This is a genomic window from Thermobaculum terrenum ATCC BAA-798, assembly GCF_000025005.1.
GTDB lineage: Bacteria > Chloroflexota > Chloroflexia > Thermobaculales > Thermobaculaceae > Thermobaculum > Thermobaculum terrenum.
Window position 1 is genome coordinate 1,484,335 of sequence record NC_013525.1, and the last position, 16,412, is coordinate 1,500,746.

A 16,412-nucleotide genomic window follows, 5' to 3' on the forward strand; every position below is an offset into this window, starting at 1 on the left:
ACTCCCAATAGTGTAATAGAGAAATTACACAGCCAAAAGATCCACCGCCCCCTGCCTGTACTCCACAACAGTAGCGATATTATAATCTCCTCTTCTCTGCAATGCTTTCACAAGAGACTTGGCTGTATCCAGGGATGTCAGGCAGGGAATACCAGACTCTGCAGCCGCACGACGAATCTCAAAGCCATCTCTTATGGTCCTACCAGACCTGGAAGGCGTATTGATTACTAAGGAAACCTGTCTCCTCCGGATGATATCAGTGATATCTGGGCGTACTGAGCCTATCTTGTGCACTACCTGGTTTACACGAATACCATTGTCCTCAAAGAAGGTTGATGTACCCTCAGTGCATACCAATGCATAGCCCATGTCAACCAGAGCAGCAGCTAGCGGCAGAGCCTCAGGTTTCTCATGATCAGCTATAGACATCAGCACCGATCCTCCTGGAGGAGGATTTATACCTGCGGCTATCATAGCCTTCATAAGTGCTGGCTCATATTCAACATCTACGCCCATAACTTCGCCAGTGCTCTTCATATCGGGCCCAAGAACCGTGTCAACCCCAGCTAGTTTCGACATGCTAAATACCGGAGCCTTCACGGCATATAGTGGCACCCTGGGTACTAATCCTGTAGCATAACCCATATTAGCAAGCTTACTGCCAAGCATCACATGAGTTGCCAGAGTTACCAAAGGCACCCCGGTGACCTTGCTAATAAAGGGTACTGTACGACTGGCTCTGGGGTTTACTTCAAGGATATACACCTGATGATCCTGAACCACAAACTGAACGTTCATCAGCCCTTTGACGTTCATAGCTCGAGCTAACTTGACCGTGATCTCCTCAATTTGTGAGACATCCCGGTCGTCCAGAGTTATCTGCGGGTATACACCAAAGCTATCTCCTGAATGCACGCCTGCTCGCTCAATATGCTCGACTATACCGGGGATAACCACCGTCTCTCCATCAGATACAGCATCCACTTCCACTTCAGTGCCTTCGATGTACCTGTCAAGCAGAACGGGATGGTCTCCACTTACCTCTGTAGCAGCATCTATATAATCTAGAAGTTCAACCTCGTTGTAGACTATTCTCATAGCCTGTCCACCTAGAACATAAGAAGGCCTTACAAGAAGCGGATAACCTATCCTGGTGGCAGTCTCCAAAGCAGAATCCAGATCTCTAGCGGTCCCTCCAGGAGGCCTAAGTAAGCCCAGGCTATTGAGCAACCCGTCAAAGCGCTCTCGATCCTCCGCCAAATCTATGGACTCCAGCGAGCTGCCTAGGACCTTAAAGCCAGCTCTGTGCAACTTGGATGCAAGATTTATGGCCGTCTGTCCACCAAATTGTACAATCACAGGAGGACCTGCTACCGGCAGCTCATCACCCTCAAGCGTAGATTGAGTGGGGTAGCCTTCGGCAAGTGTCTCCAGACGCTCATTCTCGACTATATCTCTAATGCTTTCGTCGTCAAGCGGATCAAAGTACAGTCTATCCGAAGTATCAAAGTCTGTAGAAACAGTCTCAGGATTGCTATTGATCATTATGCTCTTTACCCCAGCTTCCCTTAGGGATCTTGCACTGTGGACGCTACAGTAGTCGAACTCTATACCCTGCCCAATTCGTATGGGACCAGAACCTATGACAACAGATGACCTACCTTCTTGTGGTAAAGCCTCATTCTCCTCTTCATATGTACTGTAGAAGTAAGGAGTTGTAGCCTCAAATTCAGCGGCACATGTGTCAACCATCTTCCATACGGGAGTTATACCCCATTGCTTGCGTAACTTCCTAATGTCCTCAGAACTTACTCCTTTAATCTGAGCTATGTACGCATCGGAAAATCCCAGCCTCTTTGCCCTCCACAATAGCGCTTTATCTAACTTGGAATTCCTGATGGCACCTTCTAAGGAGACTATATTTTCTATGCACTTTATGAACCAGGGATCGATTTTCGTCTTCTTAGAGACGTCCTCAACTGTATAACCTCTTCTCAGTGCAGTAGTTATGGCCCAAAGCCTCTCATCTGTAGGCACTCGTAGAGCCCTATCCAGCTCCTCTGGATCATTCCACTTTGGAGACTCCCAGAGCAGGTTTCTCCCCGAAATCTCCAGAGAGCGTACAGCCTTCTGTAGAGCTGCCTCGAAGCACCGGTCGATAGCCATAACCTCGCCGGTAGCCTTCATCTGGGTACCTATCCTCCTGTCACCTTCGGTAAATTTATCGAAAGGCCAACGAGGTATCTTGACCACACAATAATCCAGTGAAGGTTCCAAGGCAGCCGTTGCTGAGGACGTAACTGCATTAGGTATCTCATCCAGCGTAAGACCTAGCGCTATCTTGGCAGCAACCCTAGCTATGGGATAACCAGTGGCCTTCGAAGCCAGAGCTGAGCTTCTACTAACTCTTGGGTTGACCTCTATAACATAGTAGTCATCCGACTTAGGATCCAGGGCGAATTGGACGTTACAACCCCCCTCGATTTTCAGAGCACGCACTATTCTAAGCGCTGAATCCCTAAGTATTTGATATTGGCGATCAGTCAGAGTCTGGCTTGGCGCCACCACAATAGAATCGCCAGTATGTACCCCTACAGGATCTATGTTTTCCATGTTGCAGACTATTATGGCGTTATCTGCACTATCTCGAATGACCTCGTACTCGATCTCTTTCCACCCCTCTATAGATCTCTCGAGCAGGGTTTGGCCTATCGGGCTAGCTCTTAGGCTATGTTCTATTAGCTTAGTCAGCTCTCCCTGGTTGTGGGCTATACCACCTCCAGTTCCCCCAAGCGTGTATGCAGGCCTGCTGATGAGCGGGTAACCAATCTGATTGGCGAAAGCTATAGCTTCCTGTACAGAATGCACAGTCATGCTCTCAATTACAGGCTCTCCTATCTCCTGGAGCAGCTGCTTGAACAGTAATCTATCTTCTGCCTGCTTGATACTCTCCAGGGAAGTCCCAAGAAGCTTAACCCCGTACTTATCAACAATACCCGCGGAGGCTAGCTCAACTGCCAAGTTTAGTCCTGTCTGTCCGCCAAGCGTTGGTAGTATACCATCAGGTCTCTCCCTGCTAATTATCTTCTCCAACACATCCACATTCAGAGGCTCAATGTACACTCTATCTGCCGTGGCCTCATCAGTCATGATGGTCGCGGGATTAGAGTTCACAAGCACAACAAATATGCCCTCTTCTCGCAAAGCTTTACATGCCTGACTACCAGAGTAGTCGAACTCCGCAGCTTGGCTGATAATTATCGGGCCAGAACCTATAACCATAACTTTCTTTACGTCGGACCTGATGGGCATTAGCTTTGCCTCCTTGAATAAGTCTCAACCATTGAAAGGAAGTTAGAAAATAGGTATTCGTTCTCATCGGGGCCTGGAGAGCCCTCCGGGTGGTACTGCACTGAAAAAGCTGGCCTGGTTACGTGCAGCATACCCTCCACAGAGCCATCGTTCAGACTAACGTGACTGACCCTCCAACCTTCATGAGCCGGTATGCTATCAGCGTCTACCTGGTATCCATGATTCTGAGAGGTTATGTGTACTTGCCCAGTAGCTAATTCCTTTACTGGGTGGTTTGCTCCACGATGACCAAACTTAAGTTTGCTTGTGGTAGCACCGATGGCAAGTCCAAGGATCTGGTGCCCCAGGCATATACCAAAGAAAGGCACTTCGTTGTCCAGCACAGCTTTCACAGCTCTAACTGGAGCTTCAGCATTTTCGGGATCGCCCGGGCCAGGTGATGTCAGTACTCCATCAGGAGATAGCTCTAGTATGTCCTCTGCAGTAGCTGAATAAGGAACTACTATTATCTCCACAGGGTACTTAGCCAACGACTTGAGTATATTATGTTTGAGGCCGCAGTCTATTACTACTATTCGCTTGCCAGCTACGTCCGTCTTGTACTCATATCTCTTACCAAGGCTAACTGTGTCCACACTGGGAAGATCATCTGGTGTAAGTGCCCTCTGGGCTTTATCTAGTAGCTCCTCAAGCGAGTACTGAGACATATCGGATACAAGCACACCTCGCATCGTGCCATGAGACCTTATATGACGGGTCAATGCCCTAGTGTCGACCCCACTTATCCCGGGAATTCCATGTCTCTTGAGGTATGAATCAATCGTTCCCTGACTAGACCAATGGGAAGGATGATCGCAGTGCTGCCTAACTACTAATCCAGCTATCCAAGGACGGACAGACTGATCGAAAGCTTCACTTATCCCATAGTTACCAACAAGAGGATATGTAAGGCATAGTATCTGCCCATAGTAGGAGGGATCGGTGCACATCTCTTGATATCCGGTCATGGACGTGCTGAATACAACCTCTCCCTCTGTATAGCCAAGGTAGCCGAATGGCTCTCCTTTGAATATCCTGCCATCTTCTAGAACTAATGCTGCTTCCATTTTGCCTTCAATTCCTCTCTTACATAGCGCTTATTTCCCGATATGGTCATAAGTACTCGCCCCATGACCTGCCTACCAATCAAAGGTGTATTCTTGCCCTTGGAAAGCAGGGCCGATGGAGTAACTGTCCACTTCAGGTTGGGATCGAACAACACAAGATTTGCATCTCTACCCTCCTCTATTCCCCAATGGTCAATGCCAAAGGCCTTGGCTGGCGAGATGGTTAGCAAGCTCACCATCTTCATCATAGAGATTCTTCCTGTTCTGACTAACTCCAGACTAAGAGGCAGAGCGGTCTCAAGGCCACTAATACCGAAGGCGGCTTCCTCAAACGGACAATCTTTTTCGAGAACTGAGTGCGGAGCATGATCAGTAGCAATTGCATCAATCGTCCCATCAACCAAGCCATCAATGACCGCTTCAACATGCTCCCTAGACCTAAGAGGAGGATTGACTTTAGCATTAGTATCGTACGCTGAAATGCTCAAGCATCGATCAGTACTAGAATCTCGCCATCCTGCCACCCACTCATCAGTGAATGTGAAATGATGAGGGGTAGCTTCAGCCGTGACTCTCACACCTATCTTCTTCGCATGTCTGATGGCTTCAACTCCTCCAGAAGTGCTCACATGCGCAATATGTATATGCCCACCCGTCTCGGCAGCCAGTGATAGATCCCTATAGATCATGGCTTCCTCCGCGCTAGCGGGTATTCCGGGGAGCCCCAATCGAGCACTAACAGCTCCGTCATGCATACAACCTTTAGCTGACAGTTCAGTATCCTCACAATGAGAGGATATGGGCACTCCCAATGTTCTGGAGTAAAGTAAAGCCAGACGCATCATTCGGGAGTTCATGACAGGACTGCCATCATCGGAGAAAGCTACGGCCCCCGCCTTAACCATAGCTTCGTAATCAACCGGTACTTTACCCTGCCTTGCAATGGTAATAGCACCTATTGGAAGAACCCTTATGCCGGTACCATTCGCCCTATCTATTACCCACCTGACTAACCTGGAATTGTCTATGGCAGGATTCGTGTTAGGCATAGCGCATATAGTGGTGAATCCACCAGCTAGAGCTGCACTTGCTCCAGATGCTATCGTTTCCTTATGTTCCTCTCCAGGCTCTCTGAGGTGCACGTGCACATCTACGAACGCAGGGGATAATACCAAACCTTTGCAGTCCACACTTTCAGCTTGATCCACATCCAGCGACTTACCAATGCAGACGGCAGCTACGCGACCATCCTCTATTAGCACATCTCCTGTACTATCAATCGAGGTATAAGGACATACTATTCTGGCTCCACTCAGCAGTAATCTACTCACTATCTCCTCCTAGAAGCATGCTAAGAACTGCCATCCTGACTAGCACGCCGTTCGCAACCTGCTTTTGGATCAAGCTGTTGGGAGCAACCATAAGATCCGCAGATATCTCTATCCCCTCGTTAGCTGGCCCAGGATGCATAATCAATGCGCCCGGACAGTACTTTGCTATGACTTCCGGGGTGATGCCATAGTTCGTTATATAGTTGCGAATACTAGGTATATATCCCTGATCCTGTCTTTCTCTCTGTATGCGCAGAGCCATAACTACATCAGCGCCTGTGATGCCTTCTTCGAGAGAGGTATGTATGCTAGCTGACAGGCCAAGTCCATGTAACCAATCTGGATGTATAGACAATGCTGGGGGAGATACGAGCCTAACATTAGCTCCGCACATAGCGAGTGCGATTGCGCTTGATCTGGCGACCCTACTGTTCTGGATATCACCTACGATAGCCACGGTAACATCCTCAATACGGCCAAATACCTGATAAACAGTCAGCAGGTCCAGGAGCGCCTGAGTTGGATGAGCATGCCTCCCGTCTCCGGCATTGATAATCACACCAGAATAATGCTTTGCCAGCAGGTAGGGAGCACCAGCAGCCTGATGCCTCAAAACTATAGCATTCGCCCCCAGAGCCTCGATAGTCCGAACAGTATCTATCAGAGACTCACCCTTTTCTACACTGCTCCCAGCCACAGCAAAATTTATTACCTCAGCCCCAAGCTTACGGGCAGCTATCTCAAAAGACATCCTCGTCCGGGTACTTGGTTCATAGAATAGGTTGACAACCAACTTGCCAGCTAGCTGATGCGAATAGCTAGTTGAATTGGTGCTACCAAACCACTCAGCCTTCTTTAATACTCTCTCTATCCCGGCTCGCCCTAGCGTATCTACATCAAGTAAGTGGTTACGAATCGTAACAGTCATCTATCAAACCTCTGCATCAGCTACGGCAATAGACTCTCCGTGTTGTGGCTGAGACTCCAATCTGAGCAACAATTGATTGAGAAGTATCGCGGCAAATGTGGCCAGCGCCATATCTCCAAGGGCAAAATTGCCTATATTGATGGTCCCGGTAGGTACTTGCGACAGGACATCAGCAGGCAATTTGTTGGCCTGTACTAGACTACTTACTGTAGAATGTGCAAACTGTAGTGCTGCACTACCTCCCCCGATGACAAGGGTAGCTCCAAATACTATCAGAGGTCTGGGGCTAGTAAAATCAATACCCGCATCTCGAATAATCCTTCCTGAGGTAGCCACTATAAGCCCAAATAGCAATATTGATATGCCACCCATAACCGGAACAGGTATCGAGTTAATCAACGCCCCAAACTTTGGACAGAACCCGAGAATTATGGCTGTAATGGCTGCAGCTATGAAGACATAGATACTGTATATTCTGGTCATAGCCATGACGCCTATGTTTTCAGCATATGTCGTTTGTCCAGGGCCTCCACCCAAGGCGGACACCATAGTAGCCACAGCATCACCTAGAAAGCCTTTGCCAAGATGGGGGGTAAGATCACGACCCATATTGGAATCAAGAGCTTTGATATGGCCTGCGTTCTCGGCTACGAGCACCAAAGCTACGGGCGCTATCAGGGATATAGCCCTCCAGCTGAACGTAGGAGTCACAAAATTGGGTAAGCCTATCCAGGCAGCATTACGTACAGGAGTAAGATCTACCTCGCCCATTATTAGTGCAACAACGTAAGCTACTATCGCACCGAGAAGTATCGGGACGAGGCGAGGGAAGCCTCGAGCTCCCACTGCGATAATGCCGGCAGCCAGCAGGCTTATGATTGCTAGCGTTATGTTACCTGAAGCCATGTTGATCGCAGTAGGGGCAAGAGCCAAGCCTATAACAGCTACAACCGAAGCGGTAACCACAGGAGGCATCACAACATCTATCCATCGTGGCCCAGCCAACATAACTATTACCGCAATAACCGCATAGACAACTCCTGCTGCGAAGATTCCTCCTAGGGCTGCCGGTATGCCACCCTGAGCCTTAGCTGCGATGACTGGAGCAATGAAGGCAAAAGAACTTCCCAGGTAAGATGGGATCTTGCCTCTTGTAATTAGGATAAAGATGATCGTTCCCACACCAGAGAAGAAAAGCGCTAGACTTGGGTCAAAACCCATGACTATTGGCGCCAGGACGGTTGCACCGAACATAGCTAGCACATGTTGTATGCCAAGTATCAGCGTTCTACCCAGTGGTAGCCTGGTCTCAGGATAAGCTACAACTAGCTGATTGCTTTCTACTGTCTGCGCATTTGAACTCATGATCAGTCTTCTCCCCTCCTTACGAGATACACCCCTTCCACCCCATCAACATCCGATATCCTTACTAACACCTCTTCCTCTCGAGAAGATGGAAGGTTTTTGCCCACATAATCAGGTCTTATAGGCAATTCCCTGTGTCCCCTATCGATAAGGACAGCTAGCTGGATCCTCGCCGGCCTGCCCATATCAATCACGGCCTCCATGGCAGCCCGAGCCGTGCGTCCAGTGTAAAGGACATCATCGACAAGTATCACTGTGCGGTTTTCAACCTGGAAATCTACATTGGAGTAATTAGATTGATAGTCATCTCTTCTTAAGAGGTCATCTCTGTAGGGGGTGATATCTATCTCCCCAACCGGGACTTTTACACCCCCTATACGGAGCAGCTCAGTCTGAAGCCTATGGGCGAGGTGTACTCCCCGGGTACGGATACCTATCAAAACTACATCGTAGAGGTCAGGATTGTTCTCAAATATCTGATGTGCCATGCGGATAAGCATCCTTCGCATGGCAGACTGATCTATAAGATTCTTCGCTCGCTCATCTAATCTATTTGGACCCATAATAAAAGCTCCTGCTTTTTCCGCAAGGCGGCAGGCAGGAGCTTAGGCTAACAGACATATTTATATAGCTATAGCCAGATTGTCCTTGCCTTGCCAGCCTCACGGGACTGGATTTAAAGGCTAACTGATTATAGGAACACTAATGGTCCAATTGCAAGCACCACGTTACTTACTATATTCCTGCAGAGCTGCCTGTAGCATGGCCTTAGCAATAGGAGCAGCAACCTTGTACCCTTCGCCACCGTTCTCAACTAAAACTGTCACAGCAAACTGAGGATTGTCGGCTGGAGCAAAAGCAGTAAACCAGGCATGAGGAGCTTGCCCTTCTCCTAGTTGAGCTGTACCTGTTTTGCCGGCAACCTTAACACCAGGAATCTTCGCGTTCTGACCACTGCCGCTGTCAACAGTAGCCACCATCATTTCCTTGACCTTCTGGGCAGTCTCCCGAGTCACCACCTGTTCCAGGGGTGTATATTCCCTTTCTTCAATTACCCGGCCACCAGGTGAGACTATTTTCTTTACCAGATATGGTGCTGGCATAACACCTTCGTTAGCTATAGTAGAAGTGATCAAATTAATCTCCATGGGCGTTGCCAGAATCTCTCCTTGGCCGAAAGCAGTATCCGCAAGCAACACTCGATTGCTCAGATCCGCTGGATACTTGGCCAATTGACTAACCGATATTGGTAGATCAAAAGGTATACGCTTCTCGAAGCCAAATCTTCTTGCGTATTCCCTAAGTCCAGCAGCTTCAACTTGTAGGCCCACCTGGGCAAAAACAGCGTTCAAGGACCACTTGTAAGCCTCTAGCAACGTCCACTTAGTCTTGCTTTCATCAGGTCTGTTAGGATCCCTTACTATATGACCCTCAACCACGAATTCACCGTCATCCTCATAGATGTCGTCAGGCTCCGCAACTCCAAGATCTATAGCCGCAGCGGCCGTAACGGTCTTGAAGGTGGAGCCTGGAGAGTATAGCCCCTGCAGAGCCCTGTTAATTAGCCTGGCATCAGCACCACTGCTTATCTTAGAAAGTTCCTCTCTCAACCTATTGATCTCTTGATTTCTTACAGATGGATCAGGGTTCATAGTCAGATCCTGGGCGTTGTAGGTGGGATTGCTCACCAGAGTCAGAACCTCACCAGTCTTAGGATTCATCATCACGATAGCCCCTCTTCTGCTGCCTAGCAGGCGTTGCCCAAGATTCTGTAGTCTAGCATCTAAGGTCAATACAAGATCATTGCCTACCATTGGAGTGTGGAAGACTTTGCTTCTAAGCCTCTCGATGGGATCACCAGCACGACCAGAAAGATAATCGTCATAAGCTTTCTCAAGAGCTGATTTACCGATCACAGCATCTGGAGTGAAATAACCAGCTATATAAGACGTGGAAGGGTCTGAGTAAGTACGCCTAACATAGCCTTGCTTAGTGATCACCCTTCCTGCTATCTCGATGCCATTTCGGTCGTATATACGACCACGCACTACCCTTAGCTCTGCATTCAGTAGCCTAGGATTATAAAGCCCTCCTACCGGAGTGGTAGCGTAAGTATCAGCTATGATGAACTGCTGGCGTAGAAGCTGCAGGCTAAGCATGATAAAGCTCGCCATCAACACCCCCACGATTCTCCATGTATTCTTTTTCCAATCAGGCGCATCGACCGGAATCATGGAAAATATCAAATAGCAGAGAGGCAGCATGCTCAGGTAAAGACAAGACATCCATATTACATCTGAACCAGAGGTTGCACCATAGATGAGCAACCCAGCTATGCATACAAGGCTAAGAAGGCGCAGGAAAAACTTCAATTTGCGTCCCTCCCCCTAGCTCCACTAATACCGAGGAGCAATCCCGCCATGATAAAGTTGGTCAAAGTGGAGCTGCCTCCATAAGCGATGAACGGAAGAGTGACGCCAGTTAGGGGAATAAGCTTGATATCTCCTGCTATGATTATGAAGGTCTGTACGCCAAATATAGTTGTTATACCTATGCCCAGCAACTGGTAAAAACCATGTCTCGCAGCCATAGATATCATAAATCCACGATATATAAGCACTATATATAAGGCAAGAATGGCGATGGTGCCTATCAATCCCAACTCTTCACCAATGGCTGAGAATATCATGTCGGTATGTACATACGGCATGTTCTGGGGGGCATCGTAGCCTATGCCAGTACCAAACACACCGCCGGTACTAAGAGCAAACAAAGACTGTATTATCTGAAAACTCGAATCATACGGGTCGAACGCCGGATTCAGCCATGCAAGCACCCTGACCTGTACGTGTGCGAAAAGCTGGTAGGCTACATAAGATCCAGCCACGAACATACCACCCAGTACCCAAATATACAATCCCCTACCAGTAACAACGTAGAGCAGAGCTAGAAAAATAGCAAAGAATAGTAGAGCTGTGCCAAGATCCTTGAGCAGAACTATAACCAACATCGACAGCCCCCACATAGTAACCATAGGAGCGAGGTAAGGCAGGGGAGGTAGCTTTAGCGGTCCAACCCTGTAGAAAGAGGTTAAAAGTTCCCGACGTTCATCAAGATATGAGGCCAAAAAGATAACTAACAGTACTTTGACTATCTCCGAAGGCTGAAAGAGAATAGGACCAAGCCTATACCAGAGCTTGGCCCCATTTATCTCCACACCAACGTAGGGTATAAGGAGAGCCGCCATTAATAACAAACCCAGAACGGCGATGGAATATTTATATCTACGCAGTCTATAAACTAGATCCACCTTGGCCGCAACTACCATCATGGCGATAATGCCAAGCAGAACCCATAAGCTCTGTCTTATAGCTATGCCGCCCAAGGGGTTGTCGCCACCAGACATGATAAGCTCTAGCCTTCTTATGACAACTAGACCCACAGCCGTAAGTATAGCTACTGTAGGAAGGATAACCTGGTCGCCAGCAAAGCGAGTGACCGTGAAATAAAGGTGAACAACAAATAGCGCGCCCACGAAGGCTAGAGCTGTAGATAGGTCTGATAGAGTCCAGTAAGCCTCGCCACGACTTACTAAAGTTATGAGTAGAAAACCTGCTACTATAAGCAGGGCTGCTAATATCAGTAGCTCCAGTTCTATAAACCTAAATCTACGTACAGTCTTGACCATGCTTATACTATTACACCATCTATGAGAGGATTAGGCAAACAAGCCGAGTTGCTAATCAAGCAACGAAGGATACCTAACCGAATGCATTTGACTTGAATATGTTAGCTACAATATACTTTGGAAAAATCACTTGATAACAATACAGAACAAATGGAAGAATTAGAAAGACAGGACCACGAAGAAGAAATCGACGTACAGCCCAACGAAGCCAAGGTGCTTATAACGCTCGTTAGAGGCGAGGATGGCATCGATGGATTCATCCTTACTAGAGAGGGTTTCGATTTTGATCCTGGCGATACTGAAGGCTTTCCTCAGAGCGATGTGCTCAGATTAGCCTCTGAGCTCCTGCTAAGGGCATCAGGGTACGAAGACAGAGATGTACAACAATTCCTAGATTCTGCGCCTAGAGGTCCTATAAGGCTTGAAGAGAGGGAAGTAGAAGAATAGACTTCTATATGTTTCCCTTTGCTCCCACAACTATCAGCCTGTCACCTTGGCCATAATAAGGCGTCATGTCCCAACTACCGAAGACGTTTTCTATCTTCAGTCCTGCAGCCTTGAATAGAAGATAGATCTCTCCAAGAGTATAATTTCTCATCTCAGCCTCAAAAACCACCCTCTTGAGGGTATCAGAGCTACTTATATCCCAGATAATAGTAACGTGATCAATAGAGTTAGCTTGGTCTGTCTTTGCAGACACCAACTTCAGAATAATATCCTCACCTCTCCTAAACTTGCCAGCTAGTAATACCTCTCCGTTGCCAGGTCTCCTGCCAGCAACATCCTCCATGTCCAGAATGAGCAACCCAGACGGCCTCAAAGCTTTCTTAATACCCTCCAAAATCTCCATCGCCTGCTGTAGATCGTGCACATGCGACCAAGTATTGAGAGCACATATGGCTAGGCCAAAAGTTTCCTCCGGCAAGTTATACAGGCTGTCTTGCATCACACCATGGATCAGCTTGAATCTCGCCTCAGGCAAACCTGATAGTCGTCTCCTGGCCCTGTCTAACATATGAGGAGAGGCATCAAGACCTACCACCTCGTACCCATGCTTTACTAAGGGAAGCATCACTCTACCAGTACCACATCCGAGATCAAGCACCGGACCGCCAGTGCGAGCTGCATAGCTGAGATAGAGGTCTATGTCCTCAGTTACCGAATCATGCTCCAAATCGTATAGTTCCGCAACTAACTCGTCGTACATATCTGAAGCATAAAGAAAGCAGTAACAAGCAAGCAAGTGCCAAACATGACCAAACAGATGATAAAATCCAATCTGTAGCAAAAAGACAAGCCAGGATGACGGGAGTGAGATAATGGGGCTTGATTTTGATATGCCTATATACAGAGAAGTCTCTGGCGAAGAGAAGGAATTACTAGATATACCCGATAGCCTTTTTGGTTGGAAGGTCATACTATGGAATGATGACGTCCATAGCATGGACTACGTCGTACTCGTCCTCATGAGATGCCTAGGCATGAGCCTAGAGAAAGCAACTCAGGTAATGCTTGAGGCTCATCACAATGGCCAATCGGTTGCTTGGGCAGGAGCTAAGGAGACTGCAGAGCTCTATCAAGATAGACTACTATCATTTGGACTTACCGCAACGATTGAGAAGTAACCTCGAAGCACTGTCATGTCTACACCCGCAAGGCAACAATATCTAAGAATTAAGCAGCAATATCCGGACGCCATACTATTTTTTCGCCTGGGAGACTTTTACGAGACTTTTGACGAAGACGCTAAGATAGTGTCTTCAGAACTGGACATAGTTCTAACCTCAAGGGAGGTTCGAGGCAAAAAGATACCCATGGCGGGCGTTCCTTACCATGCTGCCGAGGGGTATATCGCAAAGCTCATCGCTAACGGCCACAAGGTAGCCATATGTGATCAAATAGGTGAGCCAGATGGCAAAAACCTAGTTGAAAGAAAGGTAACCAGAGTACTTACACCGGGCACAGTTGATCACCCATCTTTGATAGAAGCTCAAAGAAACAATTACTTGATGGCCCTTTGTTTTAGCAGAGGCAGGGTCGGCTTAGCTTTCGCTGATGTATCTACCGGAGACTTCTACGCTACAGAGATAACAGGTGAAGACAGGCTAGATAAGCTCAGAGATGAAATAACTCGGATTCAGCCTTCAGAGGTTTTGGTAAGCGAGGGCCCAGACAAAGTCCATACTAGTGAAGAACATGTGTGGATGAAACAATCAGGACATCCAGCGCAGATCACGGTATTGGAGTCCTGGAAATGGAAAACCGATGTAGCTAGGGACTCGGTATTGTCGCTAACCGATGCCCAATCGTTAGAGGCGTTCGGGCTTGACTCTATGCCAGTAGCTTTGAAATCAGCTGGGGCCCTAGTTCAATACATCTCTGATACCAATCCAGCTGCTTTATCTACCCTGCGCCCTCCCAGCACATACTTCCTGTCTAACTTTATGCCTCTGGATGATAGAACGCGTAGGAACCTAGAGTTGATAGAGAGCACTAGAGGAGATAAATCTCTGTCACTGTTAGCCGTGCTCGATCATACCAGCACCGCCATGGGCGCTAGAATGCTCAGGAACTGGATTAACCAGCCACTGATATCCAAAGAATCCATAGAAAATAGACTAAACAGAGTACAGGAGTTTGTAGCACATAGCGAAGCTAGAGAAAGAATAAGAGAAGCACTCAAGCAAGTCTCCGATTTGGAGAGATTAGCCAACCGACTGGTCCAAAAGACTATTACTCCAAGAGAGCTACGTTCCCTTGCCCTCAGCTTGGAGAAGATTCCAGAACTTGTACAGATACTTCAGCAATGTAACATGCAGCTACAAGTATCCATCCATAACTTCCAACATATAGTCGACCTTATATTGTCAGCATTGGTGGACGATCCTCCAGCAGTCAGAGGAAGCGGCACGATCATACGTGAGGGTTACTCTCAAGAGCTGGATAGGTTAAGGAGCGCATCAACAAATGCAAAGCAGTGGATAGCATCTCTCGAGCGCAAGGAACGCGAGGCTACCGGAATCAAAAACCTGCGGATAGGTTACAACAAGGTATTTGGTTATTACATAGAAGTTACCAACTCATTCAAACACCTAGTACCAGACAGATATATAAGAAAGCAGACACTTGTGGGGGCGGAACGTTTCATAACTCCTGAGCTGAAGGAGTACGAGTCACTCATACTGAACTCGCAAACAGAAGCTGAGACCATAGAAGAGCAATTGCTTGATGAACTCATAACTAGAATAGCTGGAGAAGCAGGCAAGATATTCTCAACAGCCAGACAGATAGCCGAGATAGACTGTTACGTATCGCTAGCAGAAGCAGCAGTTAGACACCAGTATGTTAGACCCATAGTATCTGAGGATGATGTTATAGAAATCAAGGGGGGCAGACATCCGGTAGTTGAGCTGAGAGCCAGCGAGGGCTTTGTACCTAACGATGCCTTCCTTGATCAGGAGACCCATCAAGTACTTATCTTAACCGGGCCCAATATGGCGGGCAAAAGCACCTATCTTAGACAGGTTGCGCTTATAACCCTCATGGCACAAATAGGGAGCTTCGTACCTGCTGACAGCGCTCGTATAGGGATAGTAGACAGGATATTCACCAGAGTGGGTGCTCAAGACGATATAGCCAGCGGGCAAAGCACATTTATGGTAGAGATGACTGAGACCGCCTATATACTCGCCCACTGCACTCCCAAATCCCTGGTAATACTGGATGAGATTGGGAGAGGTACAAGTACCTATGATGGAATGGCAATCGCACAGGCTGTAGTTGAGTACCTTCACAACAACACTCGGACAAGAGCCAGAACCCTATTTGCTACACACTACCATGAGCTCACATCATTAGAAGAATTCCTGCCAAGGGTCAAGAACTTTAGGATGGAAGTTCTTGAGGAAGGCAACGATGTGGTTTTCCTTAGAAAGGTCGTGCCAGGTGGAGCAGACAAATCCTATGGCATCCATGTGGCCAAGCTAGCCGGTATTCCGAAATCTGTAATCCGTCGGGCACAAGAGCTCCTAAAAGAGCTAGAAGCACAACTCAAGAAGGAAGAGGAAGATGATAATCCTCAACTAACTTTTCTCAATCCGGATGATGGATTGCTTCAGGAGCTGGCGGATCTAGACGTGGAATCAATGACTCCTGTGGAGGCATTGACCAAGCTGTTCGAGATCCGCCAGCGGGCAGCCACTAAGTTGCTTGATCTAAGTAATCCCTAATCCCTCTCCAGTATCCAGTTATCTATAGCTCTCTCGTAGCTAAGTATCTCATCGGGAGAGAAAAAGATTGATATCTCCCTCTCTGCCGACTCAGGGCTATCCGAGCCATGTATAACATTTCTGCCCAGACTAATAGCCAAGTCCCCTCTTATGCTACCGGGAACAGAATCAACAGGGTTAGTAGCCCCCATAGTCTTTCTAACTATGGAAACGGCATTAGGTCCCTCAAAAACGGCCAGAACTACTGGGCCGGAAGTTATAAAGTTCACCAGTCCTTGAAAGAAAGGCTTATTTACGTGCTCCTGATAATGTGTATGCGCAGTCTCTCGATCTATCTTAGAGAGCTTTAAAGCAACCAGTTTCAAACCTGTACGCTCTATCCTGGCTATAACCTCTCCTATAAGGCCTCTCTGTACAGCGTCTGGCTTTACTATTACTAATGTTCTTTCCAAA

Annotated in this window: 13 protein-coding genes; 3 read left to right on the forward strand and 10 right to left on the reverse strand. The window is 47.7% G+C overall.

Annotated features, from left to right (window positions below):
- Window positions 1–24: 24 nt before the first annotated feature.
- The 8 genes from carB to TTER_RS06985 form a co-directional block, all read right to left on the reverse strand.
- A complete protein-coding gene (gene carB, locus TTER_RS06950) occupies window positions 25–3,312 on the reverse strand; it encodes a carbamoyl-phosphate synthase large subunit (protein WP_012875312.1) in 3,288 nt (1,095 codons plus the stop codon).
- Window positions 3,312–4,418, reverse strand: a complete 1,107-nt coding sequence (gene carA / locus TTER_RS06955; RefSeq protein ID WP_012875313.1) for a glutamine-hydrolyzing carbamoyl-phosphate synthase small subunit — start codon at window positions 4,416–4,418, stop codon at window positions 3,312–3,314. Before carA ends, carB begins: the two co-directional genes overlap by 1 nt.
- Window positions 4,403–5,749 carry a dihydroorotase gene (locus tag TTER_RS06960; RefSeq protein WP_012875314.1) on the reverse strand — a complete coding sequence of 449 codons (1,347 nt, stop codon included), beginning with the start codon at window positions 5,747–5,749 and terminating at the stop codon, window positions 4,403–4,405. The genes carA and TTER_RS06960 overlap by 16 nt, the downstream gene beginning before the upstream one ends.
- Window positions 5,742–6,677, reverse strand: coding sequence for an aspartate carbamoyltransferase catalytic subunit (locus TTER_RS06965; protein ID WP_012875315.1), 936 nt, complete (start codon window positions 6,675–6,677; stop codon window positions 5,742–5,744). The genes TTER_RS06960 and TTER_RS06965 overlap by 8 nt, the downstream gene beginning before the upstream one ends.
- Window positions 6,678–6,680: 3 nt before the next feature.
- A complete protein-coding gene (locus tag TTER_RS06970; RefSeq protein ID WP_012875316.1) occupies window positions 6,681–8,042 on the reverse strand; it encodes a uracil-xanthine permease family protein in 1,362 nt (453 codons plus the stop codon).
- A 2-nt stretch (window positions 8,043–8,044) separates the two neighbouring features.
- Window positions 8,045–8,605, reverse strand: a complete 561-nt coding sequence (gene pyrR, locus TTER_RS06975; protein WP_012875317.1) for a bifunctional pyr operon transcriptional regulator/uracil phosphoribosyltransferase PyrR — start codon at window positions 8,603–8,605, stop codon at window positions 8,045–8,047.
- Between the two features lie 165 nt (window positions 8,606–8,770).
- The gene (locus tag TTER_RS06980) at window positions 8,771–10,216 is read right to left on the reverse strand and encodes a peptidoglycan D,D-transpeptidase FtsI family protein (RefSeq protein ID WP_169302641.1); all 1,446 of its coding nucleotides are present in this window, start codon (window positions 10,214–10,216) and stop codon (window positions 8,771–8,773) included.
- Window positions 10,217–10,410: 194 nt separating this feature from the next.
- Window positions 10,411–11,730, reverse strand: a complete 1,320-nt coding sequence (locus TTER_RS06985; RefSeq protein ID WP_012875319.1) for an FtsW/RodA/SpoVE family cell cycle protein — start codon at window positions 11,728–11,730, stop codon at window positions 10,411–10,413.
- A gap of 150 nt (window positions 11,731–11,880) precedes the next feature.
- On the opposite strand from TTER_RS06985, the gene TTER_RS06990 reads away from it, so the two are divergent.
- A complete protein-coding gene (locus TTER_RS06990) occupies window positions 11,881–12,177 on the forward strand; it encodes a hypothetical protein (protein ID WP_012875320.1) in 297 nt (98 codons plus the stop codon).
- A gap of 4 nt (window positions 12,178–12,181) precedes the next feature.
- Here TTER_RS06990 and TTER_RS14725 read toward each other — a convergent pair whose 3' ends face one another.
- Window positions 12,182–12,937, reverse strand: coding sequence for a class I SAM-dependent methyltransferase (locus TTER_RS14725; protein WP_012875321.1), 756 nt, complete (start codon window positions 12,935–12,937; stop codon window positions 12,182–12,184).
- 112 nt (window positions 12,938–13,049) lie between these two features.
- Here TTER_RS14725 and TTER_RS07000 point away from each other — a divergent pair, with 112 nt between their 5' ends.
- The gene (locus tag TTER_RS07000) at window positions 13,050–13,355 is read left to right on the forward strand and encodes an ATP-dependent Clp protease adaptor ClpS (RefSeq protein ID WP_012875322.1); all 306 of its coding nucleotides are present in this window, start codon (window positions 13,050–13,052) and stop codon (window positions 13,353–13,355) included.
- Between the two features lie 15 nt (window positions 13,356–13,370).
- Entirely contained in the window at window positions 13,371–15,959 is a 2,589-nt protein-coding gene (gene mutS / locus TTER_RS07005; protein WP_012875323.1) for a DNA mismatch repair protein MutS, read from the forward strand.
- Here mutS and ndk read toward each other — a convergent pair.
- Window positions 15,956–16,411 carry a nucleoside-diphosphate kinase gene (ndk, locus tag TTER_RS07010; protein WP_012875324.1) on the reverse strand — a complete coding sequence of 152 codons (456 nt, stop codon included), beginning with the start codon at window positions 16,409–16,411 and terminating at the stop codon, window positions 15,956–15,958. The genes mutS and ndk overlap by 4 nt on opposite strands.
- Window position 16,412: the final 1 nt, after the last annotated feature.